The following is a 26,977-nucleotide window of genomic DNA, read 5'->3' as shown; positions in this document are numbered from 1 at the left end:
AGGCACGCCTTGGACACCACCGTCAACGGCGAACCCGCCGCCGTACCCGACCCCGACGCGCCCGCCGCCGGGCTGATCCGCGAAGGGCTCGGCCTCACCGGCACCAAGGTCGCCTGCGGCCAGGGGGTCTGCGGCGCCTGCACCGTGCTGCTCGACGGCGAGCCCGCCGCCTCCTGCCTGCTGCCCTGCTCCGCCTTGGAGGGGCGCTCGGTCACCACCGTCGAAGGCCTCGGCGGCGACCACCCGGTGCAGCGCGCCTTCGCCGCGCACGACGCGCTGCAGTGCGGCTTCTGCACCCCGGGCTTCGTGGTGGAGGCCGCCGCCTTCACCGACCGCTGGCGCGCCGAGCACGGCGACACCGCCCCCGACCGGGGCGAGATCGCCGACGCGCTCGCCGGCCACCTCTGCCGCTGCGGCGCCTACCAGGGGATCTACGCCGCCGTCGCGGCCGCCTGCACCGGCGCCTTCGATGAGGACACCGGCGCCGAACCGCCCCGGGCCGAGGCGGCGGAGAAGGTCTCCGGCCGGGCCCGGTACGCCACCGACTCCTACCCGGAGGGGTACTGGGAGGCGGTCGTGGTGCGCTCCCCCGTCCCGCACGCCCGGGTCCGCTCCGTGGACACCGGGGCGCTGGAGGGGCTGGGGGCGGTCCACACCGACCTGCTCGGCGGGGACCGCACGGTGCGCTACACCGGCCGGCCGGTGCTGGCGGTCGCCGCGCCGACCCGGGCGGCGGCCCGCGCCGCGGCCGCCGCGGTCCGGGTCGACTACGAGGAGCTCCCGGCCGCCCTCGACACCGAGCAGGCCGGCAAGCCCGACGCGCCGCAGGTCTACCCCGACCCGAAGGCGCGCCGCGCCGCACCGTCCAGCAGCGAGGGGGGAACCCTCCCCGCCCGCTGGCGGGGGAACGTCCGCGGCCCGGCCGGGCTGGGGTTCCGGCGCGGCACCGCCGTACGGCGGATCGACCAGGCGCACGCCCGCGGCGACCGGCTGCTGTTCGCCGCGGAGTTCAGCACCGCGGTGCAGGTGCACACCCCGCTCGAACCGCACGCCTGCACCGCCCGCTGGGACGGCGGCGAACTGTACATCGAGGCCTCCACCCAGACCGTCGACGGGCTGGCCCGGGCCGCCGCGCGGCGCTGGGGCCTGCCCCCGGAGCGGGTGCACGTGCGCGCCCACCACGTCGGCGGGGGGTTCGGCGCCAAGGCGGGGCTGGGCCTGGAGACGGTCGCCGCGGTCGAGCTGGCCCGGCTGGCCGGGGCGCCGGTGCGGCTGGTCTTCGACCGGACCGAGGAGCTCTCCGACGCCGGGAACCGGCCGGGCACCCGCACCCGGCTGGCCATGCTCGCCGGCGCCGACGGCGGGCTGTCCGCGCTGACCGTGGACGCCTGGGGCGACGGCGGCGTCTCCATCGGCTCCGCCGTCGCCGCGATGGCGATGCTGGTCTACGGCCGCGCGCCGCGCCGGGTCCGCGACTACGACGTGGTCACCAACCGGCCGCCGGGCGCGCCGTTCCGCGGCCCCAACGGCGCCCCGCTGGCCTGGGCGCTGGAGCAGGCGGTGGACGAGCTCGCCGACCGGCTGGGCGAGGACCCGGTCGCGCTCCGCCGCCGCTGGGACGGCAACCCCAAGCGGCACGCCCTCTACGACGCCGCCGCGGCCCTGCCGCTCTGGCGGGACCGGCCCCGCGGCCCGCAGACCGGGCGGTTCCGCCGCGGGGTCGGGGTGGCCGCCTCCAACTGGCCCTACCTGATGGACCCCAGCGCGCGGGTGGAGCTGGCGGTGGAGGACGGCCGGGTGGTGGCCCGCACCGCCACCCAGGACATCGGCACCGGGGTGCGCACCGTCATCGCCCGGGTGGTCCGCGAGGAGCTGGGGCTGGAGGCCGACCAGGTCGAGGTGGAGACCGGCGACAGCGGCCCGGTCCCGGGGCCCGGGGCGTTCGGCAGCCGCAGCACCACCTCGGTCGGCCCCGCCGCCCGCGACGCGGCCCGCTCGCTCGCCGCGGAGCTGGGCAGGCGCGGAGCCGGCGGCGTCCCGGTCACCCGGGAGGCGCTGAAGTCCGCCGAGGGGCTGCGCGCCACCGGGCGCCGCGCCCGCGACCGGTACGGCGCCCTCACCCCGGCGGTGAGCGGCGGGGTGGTCGCGATCGGCCGCGGCCTGGCCGGGGCGCTGCACGTGATGGAGGTGGAGGTGGACACCCTCCTCGGGTCGGTGCGGCCGCTGCGCTGCTGGGCCGGGGTGGCCTCCGGGCGGATCTACGCCGAGCGGCCCGCCCGCAACCAGGCCGAGGGCGGCGTGGTGCAGGGCATCGGCTACGCCCTGTTCGAGCAGCGCGTCACCGACCCGGCCACCGGCGCGGTGCTCACCGAGAACCTGGAGGACTACCGGGTCCCCGGGATCGGCGACGTCCCCGACATCGACGTCCACTTCCACCAGGAGGGCTGGGAGCACGTGCCCGGCGGCGGCGTCGGCCTGGGCGAGGTGACCACCGTCGGGGTGGCGGCCTCGGTGGCCAACGCGGTCCGCGCCGCCACCGGCTGGCGCCCGCTGGACCTGCCCATCACCCCGGCCCGGCTGCTGGAAGGGATCGGGTGAGCCCCGGCCGCCCCCTCCGGCCTCCGGCCGGAGGCGCCCGCACCGAGCTTCGACGGAAGGATCCGCGATGAGTGCACCGACCGACGTCGCCGCCGCGGCGGCCCTGCTGGAGCGCGGCGGGGAGGCCCGCGCGGGCGGCACCGATGTGATGGCCCGCGCGGCCGCCGGGGCCGCGCCCGGCCCCTTCACCGACCTGGGCCGGGTGGCGGGGCTGCGCGGCACCGAGTGGGACTCCGCGGGGGCGGCGCGGATCGGGGCGACCACCACCGTCGCCCGGATCGCGGCCGACCCCGCGCTGCGCGAGGCCTACCCGGCGCTGACCGCGACCGCCGCCGCGCTGGCCACCCCGCAGATCCGCGCGGTGGGCACGCTCGGCGGCAACCTGCTGCAGCGCAACCGCTGCTGGTACTTCCGCAACCCGGCGTTCTCCTGCCACCAGGACGGCGGCGCGGGCTGCCCGGCCCGGGAGGGCGACCACCGGCACGGCACCGTCTTCGACACCTCCCCCTGCGTGGCGCCGCACCCGTCGTCGCTGGCGGCGGCGCTGCTGGTCTACGGCGCCCGGGTGGAGGCGGTGCGGTCCGGCGGGCCCTCGGTGCTGCCGGTCGCCGACCTCTACGACCCCGCCGACGGGGCCCGCGACCACGTGCTGGCCGCCGGGGACCTGCTGACCGCGGTACTGCTGCCGCCGCCCGCCGCGGGCGAGACGGCGGCCTACCGGCGGGCCACCGGCCGCTCCCGCGCGGAGTGGCCGATGGTGGAGGCGGTCGCCCGGGTGGTGCGCGACGGCGGCCGGGTGACCGCGGCGGCGGTCGCGGCCGGCGGTGTCGCCCGCGCCCCCGTCCGGCTGCCCGAGGTGGAGGCCGCCCTGGTCGGCGGTGCGGCGGACCCGTCCGCCGCGGCGGAGGCGGTGGCCGGCCTGCCGGGCCGCTGCTCGCCGCTGCCGGGCACCCGGTACAAGGCGACGCTGCTCCGCGACACGGTCCGCGACGCCCTGGAGCAGGCCCTGGCCTGACCGGCCCGCAGGGCGGCCGCCTCTCGAAGGTCCGGCCGCCCCGCCCTGGCGGCCGTCCTGCGCCGGGGTGCCGCTGCGGCGGCCTTCTCCCCCGCCTTCCGCGCGGGGCGGCCGGGCGGTTCCGGCCGCGGGCGGGTTCCGGCGCGCTTCGCGGAGGGGCCGGCGCCCGGGGTCCCCGCCGGACGCGGCGGCGGGACGGCGGGGCGGCGCGGGGGAGGCCGCCTCCCCCGCGCCGCCCCGCGACCGGTGCCGCCCGGCTCAGTCGTCGAGCTCCTCCAGGCCGATCATCTGGCCGCCGCTGCCCACGAAGGGGTCGTCCCGGTCCTCGGTGAGGGTCAGCTCGACCGAGCCGGAGAACGGGACGTACAGCACGGCCGCGACGAACAGGTCGCCGGGGACCTCGTCCGGTTCCAGCCCGGTCCGGGACCGCCCCCCGTCCGCCTCGGTCTCCGGCTCCAGCCGGTTGAAGGCGTCCACCTCGAACCCGGCCTCCGCCAGCCGCTCGCGGACCTCGGCGACCGGGCGGCCCTCCAGGGCCCCGGTGTCGATGACCCCGATGGCGGAGGCGTCGTCCACCGGCGAGGAGCCGTCCCAGTACTCCCCGGGGGCGGCGTCCCGCGACACGTCGATCCGCACCGTGTCCCGGTAGTCCTTGGGGACCTTCAGCACCATGGGGCAGGAGCCCGAGGCGTCGCACTCCGCGCCGGGGTCGAGCTGCACGTCGCGGCCCTCGGGCGGTCCGCTGCGCCAGGACACCCCCAGGATCTCGACGCCCTCCTCCCCCGGCATCCGGGGGATCAGGTTGAGCCGCACATCGACCCCGTACTCGGCGAGCTCCTCGGCGTACTCGGCGGTGTCGGCCCTCGGGTCGACGATCTCGGCGATGACGTAGTGGTCGTCCTCGGTGATCTCCAGGGCACGGGCCTCCCCGGGCCCGAAGAGGGGCAGCCGGTCGGCGCCCCCCGGGGTGAGCACCGCGGCCCCCAGCACGGCGGCGGCCGCCGCGGGGACGACGAAGGCGGTGCGGAGCAGGCGCCGCCGGGACCGGTCCGGGGCGGGTTGGGGGAGGGCGCGGTCCGCGCCGCCCGCGGCGTCCCGGGCGTCGGCCTCGACCAGCGCGAGGACGCCCTCCGCGGAGGACGCGGAGGTCTCCGGCAGCCCGTCGATGCGGGGTTCGATGGCGCGCAGCGCGCGCCCGGTCTCGTCGTTCGCACGCCTCATCGGGTGCCTCCCATTCCATAGGCGTGGACTGCGGTCAGCGGCTCCTCCGGGGCTCCCGGGCCGGGGGCCAGGCCGGCGGCGTGCAGCGCCCTCCTGAACCGCTTGCGGGCGCGGTGCAGCCGGATGCGCACGGCGTTGCGGGAGATCCCGAGGGCGATGGCGATCTCGGCCGCCTCCAGCTCCTCCCACCCGGCCAGGGAGAGCAGTTCGCGGTCGGTCTCCGGGAGGGCGCGGAACACCCGGCCGATGTCGACGAGGCCGGCGCCCGCGGGCGGGGTGACGGCGGTGCCGGCCGCCTCCGCGCGGAGCCGCTCGGCCAGCCGGGTGCGGCGGCGCGTGCCCCGGCCCCGGTTGGCGAGCACGTTGCGGGCGACCCCGTAGAGCCAGGGGAGCCCCTGGTCGCCCGGTGGCAGCGCGTCGATGCGCTGCCAGGCGATGAGGAAGGTGTCGGCCACCGTGTCGGCGGCCTCGTCGGGGTGCTCGGTCCGGCGGAGCGCGTATCTGAGCAGGTCGTCCCGGTAGGCGGCGTAGGCCGCCTCGAAACGCTCGGCGTCCGGGGGCGGACCTGGGTCCTCTGGGGGCAAGGCGGCCTCTTTTCGGCGGGTGGGGTTCTCCGTCCTTCCCCTCTCCATGTCCGGCCGGGCCGCCCGCGTTTCACCGGATCTCCGGCTCTCCCCCGCGCCCGGACGGCGGCACCGCCCTTTCCCGGCCCGCTCCTGCCCGGGAAGGGGACCGCGGCCACCGGCGGGCCGGGCGGATGCAGCGGGCCGGAGCCCGGCGCCGCCGTCCGGGTGCCGCCGTTCACCGGCGCTCCCGGCCGCCTCCCCCGCCGGGTCCGGGCCCGCCTCGGCGCCCTGGCCGCCGCCTGCGCCCGGGTGCTCGGTCCGGGGGGCACCGCGCGGTCCCCGTGCCCTCGGGACCCGCCCCGCCCGGGCGGCCTCTCGGTCCGCCGGGGCGGGGTGCGGGCGCGCCTCCGCTCAGCCGGCCGGCGGGGCGGTGCGGCGCCCGCGGCGGCGGACGAGCAGCGCGGCGGCGGCCGCCGCGCCCGCGGCGAGCAGGCCGGCGGAGACCAGGAACGGGCCGCCGGCGACGCCCATGATGTAGACCGGGCGCGGCACCGCGACGACCTCCCGGTGGGGGGTGTCGGAGGCCGCGGGGGCGAACCGGAAGTCGTCGGTGACCCGGGAGGGGTCGTCGATGTCGTGCTGGAGCACGGTGAGGTAGGCGCCGTCGCCGACCAGCTCGGCGGCCTCCGCGGAGGCCAGGTCCGCGGGGTCGACCGGGCCGGCGAAGTCGACGTGGGCCGGGACGTCGGCCGCCAGCCCGTCGGTCCGCTCCATCCGGTGCTCGCCGAGCAGGTAGAGGCGGACGGTCTGGGGGCGCTCGGCGGCGCCGGTCAGCCGCATCGGGTAGACCGGTTCGTCGGTCTCGAAGTCGACGCGGAGCGGCTGCAGCCCGCCCCGGAGCTCCTCCCCGCCGTCCGGGGCGAGCCGGACCGCGACGTAGTACCAGCCCTCTTCGACGTAGGGGGCCAGCCGCCGCTCGACCTCGGGCTCCAGTTCGAAGCCCTCCTCGTCCAGCCAGCCGGCCAGCGCGCCCTCGTCCGCGGCGCCGAGCACCGCGACGTCCAGCGGGCCCAGCCGGGAGCGCTCCAGCACGTCCACGCCGCCGGGGGCGCCGCCGGCGGCGTCGCCCGCCCCGTACGGCGAGAACAGGTCGTCGGGCCACCAGTCGTCGGCGGGGACCCGCTCCGGGGCGGCGACCCGGTCCAGATCGCCGAAGACCCCGCTCTCCCCGAGGGAGGCCTCCGCGGGGGCGGGCGTGGGCAGCACCAGGGCCGCCTCGGGCGCGGTGCCGCTGAGCCCCAGCCGCATCAGCACGCTCTGCTCGCCGTCGCCGACGCGCACCACCGCCGCCTCGTCGGCGACCTCGGCCTCGGAGACCAGGGCGCCGCAGGCGCAGGCCCAGGACCCGGTGGCGGCGGGCAGGCCGAGCCCGCCCGCCAGTAGCGCCGCCGCCGCGACGGCCCCCGCGCGCGCCGCCCACCGCCCGTGCCCCATGGCCCGCCGCCCTTCCTCGCCCGCCTCCCGGGCCCTGCCGGCCCGGCGGGAGTGGGACGGTGCGCGGCGGCGCCCGGTTCCCCCGGCTCAGCCGCGGAGCAGCGCCCGGTGGGCCAGCTCCCGGCAGGTGATGCCGAAGTCCATGCCGGCGGCCTGGAGGGCCATCGGGAACAGCGAGGTCTCGGTCATCCCGGGGGCGACGTTGGCCTCCAGGAAGACCACCCGCCCGGAGGGCTCGGCGATCATGTCGGTGCGGGACAGGTCGCGCAGGCCCAGCGCGCGGTGCGCGGTGAGCGCGGCGTCCATGGCGGCGCGGGCGGCCGCCCCGTCCAGCCGGGCCGGGGCGAAGAACTCGGTGCGCCCGGCGGTGTAGCGGGCCGAGTAGTCGTAGACGCCGCCGTCCGGCACGATCTCCACCGGCGGCAGCGCCACCGGGCCGTCCCCGGTGTCGACGACGCCGACCGCGATCTCGGTGCCGTCGACGCGCTCCTCCACCATGGCGGTGTCGCCGTAGGCGAAGCTGCTGACCAGGGCGTTGGAGAGCTCGTCGGCGGTGGCCGCGGGGGCGGCGCCGAACGCGGACCCGCCCCGGTCCGGCTTGACGAAGAGCGGCAGGCCCAGCGCGGCGGCGATCCGGTCGACCAGTTCGCGGGCGCCCAGGTCGCGGAAGGCGGTCTTGGGCAGGGTGACGCCGCGCGGGACCGGCACGCCCTCCGCGGCGACCAGGGACTTGGCGATGGGCTTGGAGAACGCGGCCCGGCAGGCGTCGGGGCGCGCCCCGACGTAGGGCACGCCGCTGGTCTCCAGCACCTCGCGGATGGCGCCGTCCTCGCCGGGGGCTCCGTGCAGCACCGGGAAGACGGCCTGCGGCGGGTCGGCGGCCAGCCGGCCCAGCAGGGCGGCGTCGACGTCGGCGGTCTGCACCTCGACGTCGAGCCGTCGCAGGGACTCCGCCACCCGGAGCCCGGAGCGCACGCTCACCTCGTGCTCGGGGGAGAGCCCGCCGGCGAGGACAAGGACCCGGTGGAGGTCGGCCACTGTTCTGCCCACTTTCTGTCGCGCCGCGCGCGCGGACGGCGGCGCCGTCCGCGCGGCGCCGGAGGGCGCCGTGCCCTCCGGCGGGTGTGCTGCTGTCACGTCTGGTTCCGCCTTCTCGAGTCCGGCCCCCGGGACCGCCGCCGGTCCGGGCCCCGGCCGCTAGGGCAGGTCGGGGGTGGGGGCGTCGCCGCCGGGGGCGGGCGGCGCGGGGGTGGTGCCGAAGGTGTCGCGCAGCGCCGCCTCGTTCTCGATGACGCCCACCAGCCGCCGGACGCCCTCGCGGATCTGCTCGGGGGTGGGGTAGCAGAACGACAGCCGCATGTTGCGGTGCCCCTCGTCGGAGGCGAAGAAGCCGGTGCCCGGCACGTAGGCGACCCGCTCGCCGACCGCGCGGGGCAGCATGGCCTTGGCGTCCAGGCCCTCGGGCAGGGTCACCCAGACGAAGAAGCCGCCCTCGGGCCGGGTCCAGGAGGCGCCGGGGGGCATCAGCGCCTCCAGGCTCGCGAGCATGGCGTCGCGCCGCTCGCGGTACATCTCGTTGAACTCCTTGATCTGCTCGCGCCACGGGTGCTCGGCGAGGTAGCGGCCGACCACCAGCTGGTTGAAGGTGGAGTGGCTGAGCATGGCCGATTCGGCGGCCAGGACGAGCTTGGCGCGCACCGCCGAGGGGGCCAGCGCCCACCCGATGCGGAAGCCGGGCGAGAGGGTCTTGGAGAACGAGCCGAGGTAGATGACGTTGTCCGGGGCGTCGGCGCGGAGCGCGCGCTCGGCCTCGCCCTCGTAGCGGAGCAGGCCGTAGGGGTTGTCCTCGAGCACGAGCAGGCCGTGCCTGCGGCAGATCTCCAGGACGCGGCGGCGGCGCCCGGCGGTGAGGGTGACGCCGGCGGGGTTCTGGAAGTTGGGCACGGTGTAGAAGAACTTGGCCCGGCGCCCGGCGGCGGCCAGCGCGGTCAGCCGCTCCTCCAGCGCCTCGGGGAGCACCCCTTCGTCGTCCATGGCGACGTGCTGGATGTCGGCCTGGAAGGCGGCGAAGGTGTTGATCGCGGTGACGTAGGTGGGCGCCTCGGCCAGCACCACGTCGCCCGGGTCGATGAAGACCCTGGTGACGAGGTCGAGGGCCTGCTGGGAGCCGACGGTGACGATGACGTCCTCGGCGGAGGCGTCGATGCCCTCCAGCGCCATGACCTCGCAGATCCGCTCGCGCAGCGCCGGGTCGCCCTGGGCGGAGCCGTACTGCAGCGCGGTGGCGCCCTGCTCGGTGGTGACCCGGCGGACGATGTCGCCCATGTCCTCCAGCGGCAGCGCGCTCACGTTGGGCATCCCGCCGGCCAGCGAGACCACCTCGGGGCGGGAGGCGACGGCGAACAGCGCGCGGACCTCCGATGCCACCATGCCCTGTGCCCGTGCGGCGTAGGCGCCGACGTAGGGGTCGATGCGCGAGCCCTGCGGCGCGGGCTTGCCGGTGGTCTCCCGGGGATCCGTGGTCACGGTCCACCTCCGCTGTTTCGGCTTGGGACAGGTGGGACGCCCGGGGGCGCGCGGTGGTTCTGCCGGGTGCCCCGGACATGCGGACCGGGACGGGCGGGCGCGGACGCCCGGGCGCCCCGGTCGGTCATCGGGCCAGTCTACGTGCGCGCGGCGGCCTCCCGGGGCCGACCCGCGGTATCGGGACGAATCACCCGGAAACCGGGCCGGCGCGCGGCCGGGGCGGCCGTGTGCGCAGGGCTTTCCCGGCCGGGCGGCACCGGCCCGGAACGCGCCGCGGCGCACGCCGGCCCGGGCATGGCCGACATCACCGCCCGCACCGCCGAAAAGGCCCGTCCGGACCGTTCTGACCAGGTTCTTCGGTATGGGAACATGAACCGCCCCGGCGGTGTTCCGGAACGCGCAGCGGCCTCCGCCGCGCCCGCCCGCCGGCGGTCTCTTCTCTTCCTCGATCAGGGTTCAGGGGGTGTGCAGTGCGTATCGCGATCGCGCAGACGGACGCTCGGCTCGGTGACGTCCAGAGCAATCTCGGCGAAGCGCGGCAGAGGATCGCCGAGGCGGCCGAAGACGGCGCCGACCTGGTGGTCTTCCCGGAACTGAGCCTGCACGGGTACGCCCTGGGCTCGGTCGCCGAGGACACCTCGGTGGCGGCCGGCGACCCGCGGCTGGCCGCGCTCTCCGAGGCCGGCCCCGACGTACTGGCCGGCATCTACGAGCGGGCCGGGCTGCGGCACCACAACACCTCGGTCTACCTGTCCGGCGGCCGCGCGGTGCACGTCCAGCGCAAGCTCTACCTGCCGAACTACCTGATGTGGGAGGAGCGCAAGCACTTCTACCCCGGTCAGCGGCTGAACGCGTTCGACACCGCGCACGGCAGGATGGCCTCGCTGATCTGCAACGACGCCTGGCAGCCGATGCTGCCGTGGCTGGCCGCGCAGGACGGCGCGGAGGTGCTGCTGGTCACCGCGAACAGCGCGGCGGTCAGCGACGAGTCCACCGTGGACAACTTCAGCTACTGGCGCGAGCTGCTCCGCTACACCGCGCGGATGCAGCAGTGCTGGGTGGTGTTCGTGAACCGGGTGGGCGACGAGAACGGCGCCTCGTTCTGGGGCGGCTCGCACGTGGTGGACCCGGGCGGCGCGGTGGTGGCCGAGGCCCCGCTGTGGGAGCCGGCCCTGGTGGTGGCCGACGTCGACGTGCACGCGGCCCGGCGGCGGCGGCGCGCCGTCCCGCTCCTCCAGGACCCGCGGTTCGACCTGCTCTCCCGGGAGATCGGCCGGCTGCACTCCGCGGAGACCGGCTGAGCGACGGCCGGGCGGCCGCCTCCGCCCGGCCGGCCGAACGGCCCCCTCCGCTCGGGGATCCGGAGACCAGCCGGCGGCCCCGGCGCCCCTCAGATCGCTGACGGGAAAAGGCCGCGGGCGCAGAAGAACACCCGCCTCCCCGCCCTTCCCCCGCTGATCTCGGAGTTGCGGGGCCGTCGGAGCGCTCCGACGGCCCCGCAACTCCGAGATCAGCGCCCGAGGGGGCTGCTCCCGCGCATCGCCGGCGGGGTTGCCGAGCGGGGCGCGAGAGCGCTCTGCCACGATGAGCGGGTGGAGACGACGCCCGCCCCCGCCCCGACCGCCGCCGCGCTCACCGAACCGGTGGCCTCCCCCGAGGCCCCGGTCCGCTCGGGGGTGCCCGAGCACGGCCGGGTGCCCAAGTACTACGCGGTGAAGACCGCGGTGGAGGAGCTGGTCGGCGGGATGGCCGAGGGCTCGGTGCTGCCCACCGAGCGGGAGCTGGCCGAGCGGTTCGGGGTGGCGCGGGAGACGGTCCGCCAGGCCCTGCGCGACCTGCTGCTGCAGGGGCGGCTGCGCCGCTCCGGCCGGGGCACCGCGGTGGCCGGGCCGAAGCTGGCCCAGCCGCTGTCGCTGCGCAGCTACACCGAGGGGGTGCGGCACCGCGGCCAGGTGCCCGGCCGGACCCTGATCGGGCTGGAGCGCCGCCCGGCCGGCGGCGCCCTCGGCGCGCGGCTGGGCATCGGCGCCGGCGACCAGGTCTGGCACATGGAGCGGGTGCTCTTCGCCGACGAGGAGCGCGTCGGCCTGGAGAGCACCTACGTGCCGGCCGGCCGCTTCCCCGACCTGGACACCGGGTTCGACCCGGACTCCTCGTTCTACTCCTACCTGGGCCGGCACGGGGTGCGGCTGGCCGAGGGCGAGGAGCGGATCGAGACGCTGCTGGCCACCCCGCGCGAGGCGCTGCTCATCGGCACGCCGCCGGCGCTGCCCATGCTGCTGCTGAACCGGCTGTCCCGGGACGCGGACGGCACCCCGGTGGAGCACGTCCGCTCGCTGTACCGGGGCGACCGGTTCAGCTTCACCGCCGCGCTGCGCGAGGAGCCCTGACCTTCCAGCCGCGCGGCGCCGCGCCCGGGTCCGCGGCGGGCGGGGCACCCGCCCAGGTGATCACGGAAAGATAACGGGTCTAGTCCAAGCTTGCCTGCCGCTTCACCCGCGCGTCGGCGGCGGTTCACTGGCGCACCACCCGCGGTGTGGAGTGTTGCCGCCATGAGAGTCATCGTGATCGGTGGCGGGATCCTCGGAACGATGCACGCCTGGGAGGCGGTGCAGCGCGGACACGAGGTCCTGCACCTGGAGAGAGAAGCCGAGGCCCGGGGCGCCTCGGTGCGCAACTTCGGACTGGTCTGGGTCGGCGGGCGCGCCCCCGGCGCGGAGCTGGACGCGGCGCTGCGCGCCCGCGAGCTGTGGGAGCGCATCGGCGCGCGGGTCCCCGGCATCGGGTTCCGCGCCAACGGGTCGCTGACCCCGGTGCGGTCCGCGGCCGAGCAGGCCGTCGCCGAGCAGGTGCTGTCCCGCCCGGACGCCGGGGAGCGCGGCCTCAAATGGCTCTCCCCCGCCGAGGTCCTGCAGGTCAACCCCGCCCTGCGCGGGGAGTTCCGCGGCGCCCTGTGGTGCGGGCGGGACGCCGCGGTGGAGTCCAGGGTGGCGCTGCCCGCGCTCCGCGCGGCGCTGCAGGAGAGCGGCCGCTACACCTTCCTGCCCGGCCGGGAGGTGCGCGAGGCCGGCACCGGCCGGGTGCGCGACGACCGCGGCGAGGCGCACTCCGGCGACGCGGTGCTGCTGGCCCCCGGCGCGGCGCTGTCCGGGCTGGTCCGCGAGCTGGCCCCGGAGGCGCCGGTGCGCAGGGTGCGGCTGCAGATGATGCAGACCGCCCCGCTGGACGAGCCGCTGACCACCTCCGTCGCCGACGGCGACAGCTTCCGCTACTACCCGGCCTACGCCGGGACCGCGCTGGACGCCCTCGGCGAGGCGCAGCCGCAGCCGCCGGTCGCCGCCGAGCACCGCATGCAGCTGCTCATGGTGCAGCGCCTGGACGGCGGCCTGACCATCGGCGACACCCACGAGTACGACGAGCCGTTCGGCTTCGACGTGCAGGAGGCCCCCTACGAGCACCTGCGCGAGACCGCCGAGGCCCTGCTGGGCCGGGCGCTGCCGCCGGTGCGGCGGCGCTGGGCCGGGGTGTACGCCCAGTGCACCGACCCGGGCCGGGTGGTGCACCGCGAGCGGGTCGCCGACGGGGTGTGGCTGGTGACCGGGCCCGGCGGGCGCGGGATGACCTGCTCCCCGGCGATCGCCGAGACGACCGCCGAGGAGCTGGGATGGTGAGCGACGACGTGACCCGCGAGGCGGGCGCCCCCCGCTTCGGCCTGGTGGTGTGCGACATGGCGGGCACCACGGTGGCCGACGACGGGCTGGTGGAGCGGGCGTTCGACGCCGCCGCCGAGGCCTCCGGGATCACCGCGGGGAGCCCGCGGCACCGGGAGATGCGCGCGTACGTCCTGGCCACCATGGGGCAGTCGAAGATCGCGGTCTTCCGCGACCTGTTCGGCGACGAGGAGCGGGCCCGGGCGGCCAACCGGGCCTTCGAGAAGGCCTACGCCGAGCTGGTGGGCGAGGGGCTGTGCGCCCCGCTGCCGGGCGCCGAGGAGGCGCTGCGGACGCTCCGCGCCCAGGGCCGCCGGGTGGTGCTGACCACCGGCTTCGCGCCGGCCACCCGGGACGCGCTGCTGGAGGCGCTGGGCTGGCACGGCCTGGCCGACCTGGTGCTGAGCCCGGCCGACGCGGGCCGCGGCCGCCCCTTCCCGGACCTGGTGCTGACCGCGTTCCTGCGCACCGCCGCGGTTCCCGCGGTGGACCGGGTCGCGGTGGCCGGCGACACCCGCTCCGACGTGCTCAGCGCGCGCCGGGCCGGAGCCGGCCTGGCGGTGGGGGTGCTCACCGGCGCCCACGACCGGGCCGCCCTGGAGGAGGCCGGCGCCCACCGGGTGCTGCCCTCCGTCGCCGGGCTTCCGGCGCTGCTGCGCGCCGAGGAGTCCGGGTGAGCGCGGCCGCCGCCGGAAGGCCGGGCGGGCCCCCCGCCCGGCCCCGCAGAGAACAGCGTCCGCCCCGCCCGAGGGCAGGGGCGCCGAAGGAGGGGTCCCGATGAGTCCAACCCCCCGCACCGCGGCGGCGGGGATCCGGTTCGAGCAGGTCAGCGTCGCCTACGGGGCGTCGACCGTGCTGGACCGGTTCGACCTGGAGGTCCGCAGGGGCGAGGTGGTGGCCCTGCTCGGCCCGTCCGGCTCGGGCAAGACGACGGCGCTGCGCGCGGTGGCCGGGTTCGTCCGGCCCTCGCAGGGCCGGGTCCACCTGGCCGGGCGGGACGTCACCGGCCTCGCCCCGCACCTGCGGGGCGTGGGCATGGTGGTGCAGAGCTACGCGCTCTTCCCGCACATGCGCGTGGAGCAGAACGTGGCCTTCGGGCTGAAGGCGCGCAAGGCCCCGCGCCGGGAGATCCCCGGGCGGGTGGCCGAGGCGCTGGAGATGACCGGGATGGGCGGCTACGCGAAGCGCTACCCCCGGGAGCTGTCCGGCGGGCAGCAGCAGCGGGTCGCCCTCGCCCGGGCGCTGGCGATCCGCCCCGACGTGCTGCTGCTGGACGAGCCGCTCTCCGCGCTCGACGCGCAGCTGCGCTCGGGGATGCTGGCCGAGCTGGCCCGACTGCACCGGGAGCTGCCCGAGGTGACCATGCTCTACGTCACGCACGACCAGGTCGAGGCGCTGACCCTGGCCGACCGGATCGCGGTGCTCAAGGACGCCCGGCTGGTGGACTGCGGCACCCCGGCGGAGCTGTACCGCACCCCGCGCACCGCGTTCACCGCGTCCTTCGTGGGCGGGGCGAACCTGCTGCCGGCGCGCGGCGCCGGGGACGGCGGCGCGCTGTTCGGCGGGGTGCGGCTGCGCGCGGCGCAGGACGCCCCGGAGGGCGCGGTGACGCTGTGCGTGCGGCCGCACCTGGTCGCGCTGGGCGGCGACGGCGGCAACGAGCTGCGCGGGAGCCTGCTCACCGCGCAGTGGCGCGGGTCGGTGCACCGGCTCTTCGTCGACGTCGGCGGGCACGAGGTCCGCGCCGACGTGGCCGAGCTGCGCGACCCGCCGCGCCCCGGCGAGGAGGTCCGGCTGACCTTCTCCCCCGAGGACACCGTGCTGCTCCCGGCCGGGGAGCAGGGCGCCGCCGCCCCGCGCCCGGCCGAGGAGGCCGGGGGCGCGGACGCCGCCGGCGCGCGGACCCCCGCGGAGGTGGCCGGTGGCTGACGTCTTCTCGCGGCCCTCCCGGCCCGCACCGGGAGCGGCCCTCCTCCGGTCGGCGGGGCGCGCCCCGGATCCGTCCGGCGGCCGGGGCGGCCTCCCCCTCGTGCGCCGCTCCGCGGAGCCGGAGAGCGCGCCGGAGGCCGGGGGCCGGACGGCGCCCGTACCCGCCGGCCTGCGCGGCGCCCTCCCGGTGGAACCGGCGCCCGCTCGCGGCGGCGCCGAGGGGCCTGCCGGGCCTCCGCGCCGCCGGGCGGCGCCGGGGAGAGGCGCGCCCGGCGGCCGCCGGGCCGGACGCCCCGCGCCGCCCCCCGCCCGGAACGGAGGCCGGCCATGACCGACGTGCTCGCACCGCCCCCGGCGCCGCCCTCCGGCGGGCCCGGGGCGCAGGCCGCACCGGAGGGGAGGGGGCGCCGGCGGCGCGCGGTCCCCGCGTGGGCGTGGGTGCTGCCGCCGCTGGCCGCCCTGGGGTTCGCCTTCCTCTACCCGCTGGTGCTGGTGGTGGTGGAGTCCTTCACCGCCCCGGACGGGAGCGGGTTCACCCTGGAGGTCTACGCCGAGACCGCCTCCTCGGCGGCGTTCCGGCAGGCGCTGGTGACCACGGTGCTGCTGGCCGTGGGGGCGACCGCCGGGTGCCTGCTGCTCGGGTTCTTCCTGTCGCTGGTCGTCGCGTTCGTGCCGTTCCCCGGGGCGCGGTTCGCCGGAAGGTTCATCAACGTCTTCCTCGCCTTCCCGTCGTTCCTGATCACGCTCTCCCTGGTGTTCGTCTACGGCACCGCGGGCCTGGCCAACGGGCTGTGGACCGGGGCGACGGGGGCGACGGAGGGCCCCTTCGACTTCCTCACCACCCCGTGGGGCGTGCTGCTGGCGCTGATCACCTACTTCACGCCGTTCGTGATGCGCCCGCTGCTGGCGGCGTTCTCCCAGACCGAGACCGCGCAGATCGAGGCGGCGGCGTCGCTGGGCGCCCGGCCGCTGCGCATCATCGGCCGGGTGATCCTGCCCGACGCGCTGCCCTCCCTGGCCGCCGGCGGGTCGCTGGTGCTGGTGCTGTGCATGAACGAGTTCGGAATCATCCTGTTCACCGGGGCCAAGGACGTGGTCACCCTGCCGATGCTGGTCTACACGACCGCCATGCTGAAGTCGGACTACACCGCCGCCTGCGCGGTCGCGGTGGTCAACATCGCCCTGTCGTGCGCCCTGTACGGCCTGTACCGGATGGTCCTGGCGCGCACTTCGGCGGGGAGGGGAGGCGACCGTGCTGGTGCATAGCCGGGGCGCCCGGGCGGCGCTGCACGCCGTCTTCTTCGCGCTGTTCCTGCCGGTCTTCGCACTGCCGTTCGCGGTGGTGCTGGCCGCCTCGTTCGCCGGGAACTGGAGCGGCGCGCTGCCGTCCTCCTGGACCCTGGGCAACTACACCGCCGCGGTGAGCGGGGACTCGCTGCAGGCGCTGAACACCTCGCTGGTGACGGCGGCGGTGGCCAGCGCTGCCGCGCTGACCGCCGGGACCTGGGCGGCGCTGGCCGCGCAGCGCCTGGGCCGGCGGGCGCGCACCGCGGTCGACGCGGTGTTCATGCTGCCGGTGGCGGTCCCCTCGGTGGTGGTGGGGCTGGCGCTGCTGGTGGCGTTCAGCGCCCCGCCGCTGCTGCTCAACGGCACCCGGTGGATCGTGATGCTGGCGCACGCGGTGCTGGTGACCGCCTTCGCCTACCAGTCGCTGACGGCGGCCCTGGCCCGGCTGGACCCGGCCTACGAGCAGGCCGCCGCGGGGCTGGGCGGCCGCCCCGGCTACGTGCTGTGGAAGGTGAAGCTGCCGCTGCTGCTGCCGTCGCTGGGCGCGGCCGCCGGGCTGTGCTTCGCGCTGTCCATGGGCGAGCTGAGCGCCACCATGATGCTCTACCCGCCGGACTGGCTGCCGCTGCCGGTGCGGATCTTCGCCTCCACCGACCGGGGCGCGCTCTACACCGGCGCCGCGCTGGCGGTGCTGCTGATGGCCGCCACCCTGACCGCGCTGGTGCTGCTCTCCCGGGTCCGCTCCCGGGCCGAGCAGCGCTGAACCGCCCCTTCCCCCCCGTCCTCGTCCTCCCTCTTCTCCACCGCCCACCGCACGGAAGGCTGAACAGAACCGCCATGCCCGCGACCGATCGGAACCCGCGCACCGCCGCCCTGGGGGCGGCCGCCCTCGCCCTCGGCCTGACCGCCGCGCTCACCGGATGCTCCGGGGGCACCGCCGACGACCCCGACGTGGTCACCGTCTACTCCGCCGACGGGCTGCGCCTGGAGTCCGGAGACGGCTTCTTCGACAAGGTGTTCGCCGACTTCGAGAAGGAGACCGGCATCCGCGTGGAGTACGTGGAGGGCGGCTCCGGCGAGGTGGTGCAGCGCCTCACCCGCGAGTCCGCCAACACCCAGGCCGACGTGCTGGTCACCCTGCCGCCCTTCATCCAGCAGGCCCAGGGCCGCGGCCTGCTCGCTCCCTACGAGCCCGCGGGGGCGGAGAAGGTCCCCGAGGACGCCAAGGACCCCGACGGGTCCTGGACCGCGGTGGTCGACAACTACCTGTGCTTCATCTACAACACCGAGCAGCTGGAGGAGCCGCCGGAGACCTGGGACGACCTGCTCGCCCCGGAGTACGAGGGGCGGCTGCAGTACTCCACTCCGGGCGTGGCCGGCGACGGCACGGCGGTGATGCTCAAGGCGATGCACGACTTCGGCGGGCTGGAGCCGGCCATGGAGTACCTGGGCGACCTGCAGGCCAACAACGTGGGGCCGTCCTCCTCCACCGGCGCGCTGGCGCCCAAGGTGGACAAGGGCGAGCTGCTGATCGCCAACGGCGACGTGCAGATGAACTTCGCCAACATGGAGTCGATGCCGTCCCAGGGCATCTTCTTCCCCGCGGCCGAGGAGGGCGAGGCGCCGAGCACGCTCTCGCTGCCCTACTCGGCGGGGGTGGTGCAGGGCGCCCCGCACACCGAGAACGCCCGGCTCTTCCTCGACCACCTGCTCTCCAAGGAGGTCCAGGAGCAGGTCAGCGAGGTCGGCGGCGGTTTCCCGGTCCGCACCGACGTGGAGCCGGACGGCGCCAACGCCGACCGGCTCGCCGAGATCATGGACGGCGTCGAGGTGTTCTCCCCGGACTGGGTCGAGGTCGACGAGAACTTCGACGCCTACGTCAGCGCGTGGGAGGAGGCGACGGGCAGCTGAGCCGGCCCCGGGCGGCCGGCCCCTCCCCCGGAGCGGGGGCGGCCCTCGGGGCGGCTTCCGGCGGCGCCCCCGAGAGGTTCTCCGCCCGGCTCGGCGCACCGGTCCGGGGCGCGGGTGAGGCGGCGGCCCGAGTGCTCCCCCAAGCCTCGGGCCGCCGCCTTGGGACGTCCCCCCATGTGCACACTCCCGAAACCCCCCTCAAGGTACGGGCACGGGCGGACGCGGTCTTCGGCCGGCGGATCCCTCCCGCCGACGGGTCCCAGTTCACCGCGGTTCGCACCACCCCGCAAAGGTTGCAACGGGTTGCATGAGAACTACAGAGTGTCACGGTCCGGCCGCGGACGCACGGGCCGCCCGGACCGCCGGAGCCTGCGACTCCGGCAGGAAGAACGCGTCGGCGGTGCCGCGCAGCTCCACCTGGACCCGCTCGCTGAACCGGTAGGGGCGGCTCTCCAGGATGCCGCCCAGCCGCCGGCGCAGCCGGGACATCTCGGCGCGCACCGTGACCACGTGCGCCGGCGAGCCGAACAGGTCCTCCGAGAGCCCGGCGGCGCTCCGCCCCCCGGGGTTGCGGGCCAGCACGAACAGCACCTCGGCGTGGCGCACCGACAGCCGGTGCGCCCACTGCCCGCTGGGGCCGCTGAGGGAGATCTCCGGCGGGCCGGCCAGGTCCAGGACGACCCGGGTGGCGGGCGCGGCCTCACCGCCGCCGGGCCGCACCAGCCAGCCGCCGGGCAGCGGCTCCAGGAGGCATTCGCCCAGTTCCGGAAGCCACACCGAGGAGCCCGGGATGCGGCGGGGCAGCGCGACGCGGCGCACCGGCTCGGTGTGCACGGCCGCCGCGGTCCACCCGTTCTCGTCGACCACCAGCGCCTTCTCCCGCAGGCCGGCGAGGAGCGGGGCGGCGACCGCGCGCAGCCGCTCCAGGTTGTCGTGGTGCCGCTCGCGCAGGTGCGACTCGGCGAGCCGGGCCACCGCGTTGACCAGGGCCAGGGTGGAGGGGTGCGCGGTCGCGGCGGGGCCGGTGACGTCGATCGCGCCGAGCACCCGCCCGTCGCGGGGGTCCCGGACCGGTGCGCAGGCGCAGGTCAGCCGGTGCAGCCCGCGGACGTAGTGCTCGGCCGAGTAGACCTGGACCGGCCGGCCGACGACCAGCGCCGTCCCGATGGCGTTGGTGCCGGTGGCGGCCTCGTCCCAGACCGCGCCCTCGACCAGGCCGGCGCCCTCGGCCAGCCGGCGCATGGGGTCGGAGCCGTCCCGCCACAGGATGCAGCCCCTGGCGTCGGTCACCAGCATGACGTGCCCGGCGTCCTCGGCGGCGCCCAGCAGCGACCCGCTGATCAGCGGGACCACCTCGGCCAGCGGGGACGCCTCGCGGTGGGTGACGAGCTGCTCGTAGCGGAGCTCCGCGGAGGGCCGGCCCCGCTCCGGGTCCACCCCGTGGCCGCGCATCCGCCCCCAGGAGTCCTCGATCACCGGCCGGGGCCGGACCGGCGGGCTCCCCCCGGAGACCGCCGCCTCGTGCACCCGCTTCAGCAGGCGCGCGTGGCGCGCCGGGTCGGTCCCGGCCGGCAGAGCGGTGTCGAGCCGGTCAGCGCGCACCTCTCCCCCTCCCCCCTCTGCGGCGGGCTCCCCCGCGGCCCGCCTCGGAGCACACATCCTTTCCGCCCGCGCCCCGGCTGGCAACCCGGGGTCGCCGCACTGCGCCGGTCGGACCGCCGGGGGCCGCCGGGGGCGCCGTTTCCGCACCTCGGGCGCGCACCGGGCCGCGGGAACGGCGGCGGCTCCTCCGGTTCCACCGGCGGAGCGGGCGGACTTTGCCGGATCCTTCCCGTTTCTTTCGCCGCCACCCCTGCGGCGGACGGCGAGCGGGCCGAAACGCTGCGTGATAGTTGCCGGTGTGCGCCTGTACCGGCCACGTTCGCGAACGGAGGTCCCCGATGCGTGCTCGCCGCCCCCGCCTCCCGGCCTGGACGGCCCCGGCCCTGCTCGCCGCGGCCGCTGCGCTGCCCCTGTCGGGCTGCGCGGCCGCCGGCGACGCGGAGGCCGCGCGGGCCGCGGCGGGCGGGCTCTCCGCCTCCCTGGTCCGGCCGCGCGCCGAGGCCGCCTTCGAGCGGAAGGGCCATCCGATCTCCGGCCGGCTGGAGTGCTCCGCCGCCCCCGAGGAGGAGGGCGTCCTCCGGGTCGACTGCTCCGGCACCACCTTCGAGGAGGAGGACGCCGAGTTCTCCGGCCGGATCGAGTACCAGGCCATCGCCGACCGCCCGCCCGGGGACGACGGCGTCCCGGGCCGCTTCGTCGGCCGGGTCTCCGGCGAGCGGGTCTATGTGATGGACTGCTTCTCCTGCCGCCCCCATCCGCCCTCCGCCCCGGCCGAGGAGGGCGGGCCCCGCGGCGTCGACGCCGAGCCCGGCCCGCGGAAGGGCGGGCGGGAAGAGGGGGCCGGCGGGGGCGGGTGACCGGCGCGGCGCCCCGCCGGCCCGCTCCCCCGCGGGTCCGGGAAGGGGCTCCCGGGGCCGGGTCCGGACCCCCCGGGGGGGTGGTTGCGCCGCGCGGAAAGGCGGGGAAGGAGATAGGGCACCAGCCCCGCGGGCGCGACGCACCGGAAGCCGCCCGGGGGACGTCACCGGGAGGCAAGCGTGTCCGTTCCCCGTCCGGCCGTGATCGCGTTCGACGTCCTGGAGACCCTGGTCCCGATGGACGCGCTGGAGTGGCGGTTCCGGGAGGCCGGGGTGCCCCGGGTGCTGATGCGGCGGTGGAGCGACCACCTGCTGCGGGACGCCTTCGCGCTGGCGGCCGCCGGCGGCCTGCGCACCTTCCGGGAGCTGGCGCTGGCCGCGCTCGACGACGTCACCGGCCACCAGGTGGGGCGGCCCGCGGCCGAGGCCCTGGTGGACGCGGTGGCCGAGCTGGACCCGCGCCCCGACGCCGGGGAGGCGCTGGCCCGCGCGCGCGAGTCGGGGGCGCGGGTGATCGCCCTGGACAACGCGCCGGAGGCGGTGGTGCTCGCGCTGCTGGAGCGCACCGGCCTCGCTTCGGAGGTGGAGGCGGTGGTCAGCGCGGACGCCTCCGGCCGGTGGAAGCCGTCGGCGGGGATCTACCTGCACGCCGCCGACCGCTGCGACACCGATCCGGCGCGCGTCGCGCTGGTGACCGCGCACGGCTGGGACGTGCACGGCGCCCGCCGGGCCGGGCTGTCGGCCGCCTGGTCGGCGCACGTGGAGTCGCGCTTCCCCTCGGCGTTCGACCCGCCGGACGCCTCCGGCCCCGACCCGGTGCGCACCGTGGAGGCCCTGCTCACCTGCGCGGAGGGGGCGCCGCCGGTCCCCGGGCGGTGAGCGGCGCACCCGCGCGGGGCAGGCGCCCGGAGCGGAAGGACGCCGGCCCGGCCCCCGTGCCGTCCGGTACCCCGCCGGATCGCCGGCGGTCCGGATGAGGCCGGCCCTCGCCGGGGCCCGCCGGCACCCCCGCCGCTCCCGATGGCGGTGGTCCGCCGAGCGGGCCCCGCCGGGGAAAGGACCGGCGGAGGCGCCGCGCAGGCGACCGGTACCGCCTGCCGGACGCCGCGGGGCCCGCCGATCAGCCCCGGCGGCGGGCCTCCGGGGAAGGCCGCGCGGCCCGGCGGACCGGCCGCGGACGCCCTCGCCGCGGCCCTTGCGGAAGCGTCCACCGCCGCGATCCCGATCCCCGCAGAAGCGCTCCCCGAGAGCCCCTGCGGCCGCGCCGCCGCAGGCCGCGGCGGACACGCAGGCCGCAGCGGACACGCCGCGGAGGGCCGGGCCGGCCGAGGTGCGGAGGGCGGCGCGGCCGATCCGAGTGCCGAGAGCGCCTCCGGTGAGACGTCCCGCCGCCATCGCCGCCGCGCCTCCCCCGCACCCCTGACTTTCCATGGCGACATCAACTTGCCAAATTGGAAAGTAGTTGCCACTCTTGGAACAATCCGAGAGACGAGGAGCCCCCATGGACCGAGAGCAAGCCCTGAGAGACCTCTCCACCGCCGACGGGATCACCGAGCGGGTCCGCCGCCGGGGAACCTGGTACGCCGGGTTCTGCGCCGAGGCCGCCGTCGCCTCGGTCGCCTGCACCTTCGCCATCGGCATGTCCCCCGCGCCCTGGGGGCCGGGGGTCGCGACCGGGGTCCTGATCGCGGCCTTCCTGGCGCTGACCGTCTACGGTGTCCGGCAGCCGGTCAGCCCGCGCGGCTTCGCCGCCTGGCACACCGGCTCCATGGCCGCCTGGGGCGCGCTGTACGCCACCGCCCTGGCCGTCGGCATGACGGCCTTCCCGGGCGAGGCCTCCTGGTGGCTGCCGGCGGCGGCCGCCACCGCGCTGCCCTTCCTCGCCGCCGGGGCGGCGGCGCTGCGCGCGGCCCGGCGGCCGGCGTGACCCGCCACCCGCGCGCCCGCCTGGACGACGTCATCCACGCCCCGGTGCGGTTCTCCATCGTCGCGGCGCTCGCCTCGGCCCGGGAGGCCGACTTCAGGTTCGTCCGCGACACCGTGGAGGTCTCCGACTCCGCGCTGTCCAAGCAGGTCTCCACCCTGGAGAAGGCCGGCTACGTCACCGTGCGCAAGTCCTCGGTCGGCCGGCGGCCGCGCACCTTCCTCGCGCTGACCGCCGAGGGCCGCACCGCCTTCGCCCGGCACATCGCCGCCCTGCGCGAAATCGCCGAGGGCGGCGCACTCCCCGCCCCCGACGGGGAGTGACCCCTTCCCGCCCCACCCCCCGGGAGACCGCCCATGCCCCCTCTTCCACCGACGCCGCGCCGCCCGCCCGGGTCCTCTGGCGCCCCGTCCTGTTCTTCTGCACCACCGCCTACGCGCTGGGCTGGCTGGCGATGGCCCCCGCCTGGGCCGGCGGCGGCATCGAGGACCCCCGCTACCCCTGGCTGCTGATGGGGATGCAGGCCGCTCCGAGCGCCGCCGTACTGGCCGCCGCCGCCGTGTGGCGGACCGGCGGACTCGCCCGCTCGACCGGCTTGGCCCCGGTCCGCCCGCTGGGCCGGACCGTCGGCTACTGCCTGCTCGGCCTGGTGCTGTTCCCGGCGGTCTCCGCCGCCGCCGTCCCGGTCGCGGCCGCGGCCGACGTCCTCCCCATCGATCCCGGGCTGTCCGGGCTGCGTGCGGCCGTTCCCGGCGGCGACCGGGCACCGGCCTCCTCGCTGGTGCTGCTCTCGCTGGCTTCGGGGGCGCTGTACACCCTGGTCGCGCTGCCGTTCTGCCTGGGCGAGGAGTGGGGGTGGCGCGGTTTCCTGCTGCCCCGGCTGCTGCCCTTGGGCACGGTTCCGGCGGTCCTGGCCTGCGGGCTGGTGTGGGGCCTGTGGCACACGCCGATGGTGCTGCTCGGCCACCTCTACGGCCGCCCCGGTCTCACCGGGATCGCCGCGATGACCGCGCTGTGCGTCCTGGCCGGCGCGCTGCTGTCCTGGCTGCGGCTCCGCTCGGGGACGGTCTGGCCGGCCGCGGTCGGCCACGCCTCGCTCAACCACCTGGCCCTGACCGTCGGCCTGCTGCCCGCCGCCGCGGAACCGCGCACCGACCCGCTCGACGCGGCCGCGACCGGGTGGCCCGGCTGGGCGGTGATGGCCGCGCTGATCGCCGCGGGTGCGGGGGCCGCCGCGCTGCGCCGCGCCCGCACCCCGGCACGCCGCCCCTGACCTCCCCGCCGTGCGCGGGCGCCGGGCCCTGGTCCGGACTCGCCGACGGGGGCGCGGGCCCGGGGCCGCGCGCGGCAGGAGAGGACACGGGGGATCGCGTTGCACGTCGCCGTCATCGGGGCCGGAGCCGTCGGGCCGGCCGCCGACCGGGAGTTCGCCGTCCGGGGGACCCGGGCGACCGCCGTCGAGGCGTCTCGGCCGGGCGCCGGACCACCGGGACCACGTTCGCCCGGGTCAACGCGCACGGCAAGGAGCCGCAGAGCCACTTCGAGCTCAACCCGGCCGGGCTCCGCGCCCAGCACGAGCTGGACGCGGAGCTGAGCGGCGGCCCGCGGTGGTTCCGCGCCACCGGGCACCTGAAGTGGGCCGCCGAGCCCGGCCGCACCGAGGCGCTGCGCGCCAGGGCGGGGCACCCGGTGCCGATGGCCGACCCGGACGCCCCGGGTCGGCAGCGGTGGGCTCCTCGGCTACACCGCCCCGGCGCCGACCCGGCGGCCGGGGCGCTGCGCGAGCGGCTGGGCGAGGTGCTGGTCGGCGGCGAGTTCGCCGAGGTGGCCGAGGTCCGGGCGGGGCGGCGCGCGCCGCCCGCCGACGGGCTGACGGTGTGCGGGTTCGCCGACCCGGGGGCCCGGCTGTACACGATCGCGACGCACAGCGGCATCACCCCGGCCCCGATCCCGGCCAGGTGGGCGGCCGAGGAGATCCTGGACGGCGCCGAGCAGCCGGCCCGGCGTGCGCCTCTCCCCGGCGCGCCTGCCCGGGCGGCGGACACGGCCCGCCCTCCGGCGGAGAGGGCCTCCCCCGCGGCGCCCGCGGAACGTATCCTTCGCCCTGTGCGGCCGGAGGCCGCAGCAGGAAGGGGAACCCGGCCGGGCCGGCCCGCGTCCGCCGCGCCGGGGAGCAGAGGGCCCGCCGCCTCCCGGCGCCGCTCCGGGGGCCGTCCCGAGGAGTTCCGATGAAGCGAGTGGTCCGTGCGGGGTTCGGCGGGACCGGGCCCGGGGCGATCACCCCCGACGGGTGCGCCGTCGAGCTGTACGCCCGGCTCCCCGCGGAGAGCGAGCCGGACGTCATCGCCTCGGCCGTGCCGACCGGGGCGCGCCTGCTGGAGCTGGGCTGCGGGACCGGCCGCGTCACCCGCCCGCTGGTGGAGCGCGGCTTCGCGGTGACCGCCGTCGACGAGTCCCCGGAGATGCTGGAGCGGGTGGCCGGGGCGGCGACGGTCTGCTCCCCGATCGAGGACCTCGACCTGGGGGAGCGCTTCGACGCGGTGCTGCTCTGCTCCTTCCTGGTGCACAGCGGAGACCCGGGGGTCGCCCGCGGGATGCTGGACGCCTGCCGCCGCCACGTCGCCGACGGCGGCTGCGTGCTCCTCCAGCGCGAGCCCTACGACGCCCACACCTCGGTTCCCAGGACCAGGGAGTTCGGCGGCGGGAGGGTGCGGATCGCGTCCAGCTCCCCGGTCTCGCCCGGCGTCCACCGGGTCTTCGCCGAGTACGAGTTCCCCGACGCGCGGTGGACGCAGACGTTCCTGTCCCGGCCGCTGACCCGGGAGGCGTTCGAGGCGGCGCTGGCCGAGGCCGGGCTGGCGGTGGACGCCTACCTCACCGGCGACCACGTGTGGGTGCGGGCGGTCCCGGCCGGGTGACCGGCCCCGGACGGCGGACGGGGCCGGTGCACAATGGGGGTGTGGACGCCGGACTCCTCTACTCCACCGGTTGCCCGAGCCGGTACGCCGCCGAGGAGCGCCTCGCGGAGGCCGCGGCGGCCGCGGGGCTGCCGCTGAACGCGGCGGCGCGCGCGGTGGACACCGCGGAGGAGGCCCGGGAGCCGGGCTTCCCCGGTTCGCCCACGTTCCGCGCCGGCGGGCGCGGCCTCTTCCCCGGCGGGACCCTCTCCCCGGTCCTGTCCTGCCGCCTCTATCCGGCGCCGGAGGGCCCACGAGGGGTGCCCGACACCGCGGCGCCCGCACGGGCGCTCGGCCGGCACCGCGGCTGACGGGCCGGGGCGCTTCCCCCGGAGGGGTCACTCCTCGGCGGGCTCCTCCAGGCGCTTCATGGCCGCGCGGGGCGACCGGGAGCGGCGGGCGAAGTCCTTCCACGGGTCGGCGGAGGCGCGGCGGCCGAAGGTCCGGACCGTCCAGGCCCGGGAGCCGGAGATGGTGCCCAGCTCCTCCCAGGAGATCGGGGTGGCGACGGGCGCCCCGGGGGCGGCGCGCACCGCGTAGGGGGCCACCGCGAGCTGGGCGTAGCCGTTGCGCAGGTAGTCGACGAAGAGCCGGCCCCGGCGCCGGTCCTTGCGCTGCTCCACGGTGAGCTCGTCGGAGCGGCGGGCCGCGACCCGCTCGGCGACGGCGCGGGCGAAGTCCTTGGCGTCGTCGGCGTCGACCTCGCGGCGGATCGGGCAGACCACGTGCACACCGCGCGACCCGGTGGTCATCGGGTAGCCGATCAGCCCCAGGTCGTCCAGTTCGGCGCGGATGTCGCGGGCCGCGGCGCGCACCGCGTCGAAGGCGGCGGAACCGTCCGGGGCGGAGCCCTCCGGCGGGTCCAGGTCGAAGACGATCCGGTCCGGCCTGCGCGGCCGGTCGACCCGGCTGAGCCACATGTGCAGCGGGAAGGCGTCCTGGTCGGCGAGCCAGGCCAGGGTGGCCGAGTCGTCGCACATCAGGACGTCCGCGTCGTCGTCGCCGCTCTCCCTCGGCACCCGGGCCGAGTGCACCCAGTCGGGCGTGCCGGGCTGCCGGTTCTTCACGAAGAACCCGCCGCCGTCCTCGATGCCGTGCGGCCAGCGCTGCACGGCGATCGGGCGCCCGCGCAGGTGGCGCAGCATGACCGGGGCCGCGTGCAGGTAGTGGTCGGCCAGTTCGCGCTTGGTCACCCCGCCCTTGCCGAACAGCTCCTTGTCGGGGTGGTGCAGTTCGACGACCGATCCGCCGGCCCGAGGCGACCGCCTTCCTCCGGACATATCCCCCTTGTACCCGCCTTGTCGCCTATCGCCACATCCGCCTCGCGGGGGCCGCCCCGGCCGGGCGGCCCTGCGGCCGCATGTCACCCGGGGGCGACAG

At 77.5% G+C, this 26,977-nt stretch carries 25 protein-coding genes; 18 read left to right on the top strand and 7 right to left on the bottom strand.

The annotated features are described in order from the left end of the window. Positions 1-9: 9 nt before the first annotated feature. Positions 10-2,598 (top strand): molybdopterin-dependent oxidoreductase, encoded by a 2,589-nt coding sequence (locus J0910_RS14735; RefSeq protein ID WP_420159073.1) that lies wholly within the window; start codon positions 10-12, stop codon positions 2,596-2,598. Between the two features lie 67 nt (positions 2,599-2,665). Beyond that, positions 2,666-3,613: an FAD binding domain-containing protein gene (locus J0910_RS14730; protein ID WP_420159072.1), complete on the top strand. Its 948-nt coding sequence runs from the start codon at positions 2,666-2,668 to the stop codon at positions 3,611-3,613. A 258-nt stretch (positions 3,614-3,871) separates the two neighbouring features. Here the strand turns inward: J0910_RS14730 and J0910_RS14725 are convergent, their stop codons facing one another. From J0910_RS14725 to J0910_RS14705, 5 genes are all read right to left on the bottom strand, one after another. Then, positions 3,872-4,834 carry a hypothetical protein gene (locus J0910_RS14725; RefSeq protein WP_420159071.1) on the bottom strand — a complete coding sequence of 321 codons (963 nt, stop codon included), beginning with the start codon at positions 4,832-4,834 and terminating at the stop codon, positions 3,872-3,874. Next, entirely contained in the window at positions 4,831-5,418 is a 588-nt protein-coding gene (locus tag J0910_RS14720; RefSeq protein WP_420159070.1) for an RNA polymerase sigma factor, read from the bottom strand. The genes J0910_RS14725 and J0910_RS14720 overlap by 4 nt, the downstream gene beginning before the upstream one ends. Positions 5,419-5,811: 393 nt before the next feature. After that, on the bottom strand, positions 5,812-6,894 hold the full coding sequence (locus J0910_RS14715) for a DUF2330 domain-containing protein (protein WP_420159069.1): 1,083 nt from the start codon (positions 6,892-6,894) through the stop codon (positions 5,812-5,814). A gap of 87 nt (positions 6,895-6,981) precedes the next feature. After that, positions 6,982-7,932, bottom strand: coding sequence for a D-alanine--D-alanine ligase family protein (locus tag J0910_RS14710; protein WP_420159068.1), 951 nt, complete (start codon positions 7,930-7,932; stop codon positions 6,982-6,984). A gap of 159 nt (positions 7,933-8,091) precedes the next feature. After that, positions 8,092-9,324, bottom strand: coding sequence for an aminotransferase-like domain-containing protein (locus J0910_RS14705; RefSeq protein WP_420161997.1), 1,233 nt, complete (start codon positions 9,322-9,324; stop codon positions 8,092-8,094). A gap of 566 nt (positions 9,325-9,890) precedes the next feature. Between J0910_RS14705 and J0910_RS14700 the strand changes: the two genes are divergently transcribed. The 8 genes from J0910_RS14700 (at position 9,891) to J0910_RS14665 (ending at position 18,257) form a co-directional block, all read left to right on the top strand. Further along, positions 9,891-10,721, top strand: coding sequence for a nitrilase-related carbon-nitrogen hydrolase (locus J0910_RS14700; protein ID WP_420159067.1), 831 nt, complete (start codon positions 9,891-9,893; stop codon positions 10,719-10,721). 342 nt (positions 10,722-11,063) lie between these two features. Beyond that, positions 11,064-11,810, top strand: a complete 747-nt coding sequence (locus J0910_RS14695; RefSeq protein ID WP_420161996.1) for a GntR family transcriptional regulator — start codon at positions 11,064-11,066, stop codon at positions 11,808-11,810. A gap of 162 nt (positions 11,811-11,972) precedes the next feature. Beyond that, positions 11,973-13,091 carry a TIGR03364 family FAD-dependent oxidoreductase gene (locus J0910_RS14690; protein WP_420159066.1) on the top strand — a complete coding sequence of 373 codons (1,119 nt, stop codon included), beginning with the start codon at positions 11,973-11,975 and terminating at the stop codon, positions 13,089-13,091. Further along, positions 13,085-13,807, top strand: coding sequence for a phosphonatase-like hydrolase (locus tag J0910_RS14685; protein WP_420159065.1), 723 nt, complete (start codon positions 13,085-13,087; stop codon positions 13,805-13,807). Before J0910_RS14690 ends, J0910_RS14685 begins: the two co-directional genes overlap by 7 nt. A 100-nt stretch (positions 13,808-13,907) precedes the next feature. After that, complete coding sequence (locus tag J0910_RS14680; RefSeq protein ID WP_420159064.1) at positions 13,908-15,059, top strand: ABC transporter ATP-binding protein; 1,152 nt, start codon at positions 13,908-13,910, stop codon at positions 15,057-15,059. A 327-nt stretch (positions 15,060-15,386) separates the two neighbouring features. After that, on the top strand, positions 15,387-16,325 hold the full coding sequence (locus J0910_RS14675) for a 2-aminoethylphosphonate ABC transporter permease subunit (RefSeq protein ID WP_420159063.1): 939 nt from the start codon (positions 15,387-15,389) through the stop codon (positions 16,323-16,325). Beyond that, positions 16,312-17,109, top strand: a complete 798-nt coding sequence (locus J0910_RS14670; RefSeq protein WP_420159062.1) for an ABC transporter permease — start codon at positions 16,312-16,314, stop codon at positions 17,107-17,109. Before J0910_RS14675 ends, J0910_RS14670 begins: the two co-directional genes overlap by 14 nt. A gap of 74 nt (positions 17,110-17,183) precedes the next feature. Beyond that, positions 17,184-18,257 carry a 2-aminoethylphosphonate ABC transporter substrate-binding protein gene (locus J0910_RS14665; protein WP_420159061.1) on the top strand — a complete coding sequence of 358 codons (1,074 nt, stop codon included), beginning with the start codon at positions 17,184-17,186 and terminating at the stop codon, positions 18,255-18,257. 324 nt (positions 18,258-18,581) lie between these two features. On the opposite strand, the gene J0910_RS14660 is transcribed toward J0910_RS14665, so the two are convergent. Continuing rightward, complete coding sequence (locus J0910_RS14660) at positions 18,582-19,859, bottom strand: GAF domain-containing protein (RefSeq protein ID WP_420159060.1); 1,278 nt, start codon at positions 19,857-19,859, stop codon at positions 18,582-18,584. 338 nt (positions 19,860-20,197) lie between these two features. On the opposite strand from J0910_RS14660, the gene J0910_RS14655 reads away from it, so the two are divergent. The 8 genes from J0910_RS14655 to J0910_RS14620 all read left to right on the top strand — a co-directional run bounded on the left by J0910_RS14655 (position 20,198) and on the right by J0910_RS14620 (position 25,908). Continuing rightward, on the top strand, positions 20,198-20,716 hold the full coding sequence (locus J0910_RS14655; protein ID WP_420159059.1) for a hypothetical protein: 519 nt from the start codon (positions 20,198-20,200) through the stop codon (positions 20,714-20,716). Between the two features lie 180 nt (positions 20,717-20,896). Continuing rightward, the gene (locus J0910_RS14650; RefSeq protein ID WP_420159058.1) at positions 20,897-21,595 is read left to right on the top strand and encodes an HAD family hydrolase; all 699 of its coding nucleotides are present in this window, start codon (positions 20,897-20,899) and stop codon (positions 21,593-21,595) included. 622 nt (positions 21,596-22,217) lie between these two features. Further along, positions 22,218-22,643 carry a hypothetical protein gene (locus J0910_RS14645; protein ID WP_420159057.1) on the top strand — a complete coding sequence of 142 codons (426 nt, stop codon included), beginning with the start codon at positions 22,218-22,220 and terminating at the stop codon, positions 22,641-22,643. Further along, entirely contained in the window at positions 22,640-22,963 is a 324-nt protein-coding gene (locus J0910_RS14640; RefSeq protein WP_420159056.1) for a winged helix-turn-helix domain-containing protein, read from the top strand. The genes J0910_RS14645 and J0910_RS14640 overlap by 4 nt, the downstream gene beginning before the upstream one ends. Further along, entirely contained in the window at positions 22,960-23,913 is a 954-nt protein-coding gene (locus tag J0910_RS14635) for a CPBP family intramembrane glutamic endopeptidase (RefSeq protein WP_420159055.1), read from the top strand. Before J0910_RS14640 ends, J0910_RS14635 begins: the two co-directional genes overlap by 4 nt. A 422-nt stretch (positions 23,914-24,335) precedes the next feature. Continuing rightward, complete coding sequence (locus tag J0910_RS14630; RefSeq protein ID WP_420159054.1) at positions 24,336-24,872, top strand: hypothetical protein; 537 nt, start codon at positions 24,336-24,338, stop codon at positions 24,870-24,872. Continuing rightward, positions 24,869-25,558 (top strand): class I SAM-dependent methyltransferase, encoded by a 690-nt coding sequence (locus tag J0910_RS14625; protein ID WP_420159053.1) that lies wholly within the window; start codon positions 24,869-24,871, stop codon positions 25,556-25,558. Before J0910_RS14630 ends, J0910_RS14625 begins: the two co-directional genes overlap by 4 nt. A 41-nt stretch (positions 25,559-25,599) precedes the next feature. Then, the gene (locus J0910_RS14620; RefSeq protein ID WP_420159052.1) at positions 25,600-25,908 is read left to right on the top strand and encodes a thioredoxin family protein; all 309 of its coding nucleotides are present in this window, start codon (positions 25,600-25,602) and stop codon (positions 25,906-25,908) included. A gap of 27 nt (positions 25,909-25,935) precedes the next feature. On the opposite strand, the gene ligD is transcribed toward J0910_RS14620, so the two are convergent. Then, positions 25,936-26,877: a non-homologous end-joining DNA ligase gene (ligD, locus tag J0910_RS14615; RefSeq protein ID WP_420159051.1), complete on the bottom strand. Its 942-nt coding sequence runs from the start codon at positions 26,875-26,877 to the stop codon at positions 25,936-25,938. Positions 26,878-26,977 lie beyond the last annotated feature (100 nt).

Source organism: Nocardiopsis oceanisediminis (assembly GCF_048595525.1).
GTDB lineage: Bacteria > Actinomycetota > Actinomycetes > Streptosporangiales > Streptosporangiaceae > Nocardiopsis_A > Nocardiopsis_A oceanisediminis.
Note: the sequence above shows the minus strand (reverse complement) of the source record. Positions and strands in the feature narration are given on the sequence as shown.

Excerpts from the sequence above, each read along its gene's own strand:
- J0910_RS14685 (WP_420159065.1), top strand. The coding sequence starts at position 13,085 with ATGGTGAGCGACGACGTGACCCGCGAGGCGGGCGCCCCCCGCTTCGGC.
- J0910_RS14690 (WP_420159066.1), top strand. The coding sequence starts at position 11,973 with ATGAGAGTCATCGTGATCGGTGGCGGGATCCTCGGAACGATGCACGCC.
- J0910_RS14705 (WP_420161997.1), bottom strand. The coding sequence starts at position 9,324 with ATGGTGGCATCGGAGGTCCGCGCGCTGTTCGCCGTCGCCTCCCGCCCC.
- J0910_RS14675 (WP_420159063.1), top strand. The coding sequence starts at position 15,387 with ATGACCGACGTGCTCGCACCGCCCCCGGCGCCGCCCTCCGGCGGGCCC.
- J0910_RS14730 (WP_420159072.1), top strand. The coding sequence starts at position 2,666 with ATGAGTGCACCGACCGACGTCGCCGCCGCGGCGGCCCTGCTGGAGCGC.
- J0910_RS14645 (WP_420159057.1), top strand. The coding sequence starts at position 22,218 with ATGGACCGAGAGCAAGCCCTGAGAGACCTCTCCACCGCCGACGGGATC.
- J0910_RS14715 (WP_420159069.1), bottom strand. The coding sequence starts at position 6,894 with ATGGGGCACGGGCGGTGGGCGGCGCGCGCGGGGGCCGTCGCGGCGGCG.
- J0910_RS14630 (WP_420159054.1), top strand. The coding sequence starts at position 24,336 with ATGGCCGACCCGGACGCCCCGGGTCGGCAGCGGTGGGCTCCTCGGCTA.
- J0910_RS14655 (WP_420159059.1), top strand. The coding sequence starts at position 20,198 with ATGCGTGCTCGCCGCCCCCGCCTCCCGGCCTGGACGGCCCCGGCCCTG.
- ligD (WP_420159051.1), bottom strand. The coding sequence starts at position 26,877 with ATGTCCGGAGGAAGGCGGTCGCCTCGGGCCGGCGGATCGGTCGTCGAA.
- J0910_RS14625 (WP_420159053.1), top strand. The coding sequence starts at position 24,869 with ATGAAGCGAGTGGTCCGTGCGGGGTTCGGCGGGACCGGGCCCGGGGCG.
- J0910_RS14680 (WP_420159064.1), top strand. The coding sequence starts at position 13,908 with ATGAGTCCAACCCCCCGCACCGCGGCGGCGGGGATCCGGTTCGAGCAG.
- J0910_RS14725 (WP_420159071.1), bottom strand. The coding sequence starts at position 4,834 with ATGAGGCGTGCGAACGACGAGACCGGGCGCGCGCTGCGCGCCATCGAA.
- J0910_RS14665 (WP_420159061.1), top strand. The coding sequence starts at position 17,184 with ATGCCCGCGACCGATCGGAACCCGCGCACCGCCGCCCTGGGGGCGGCC.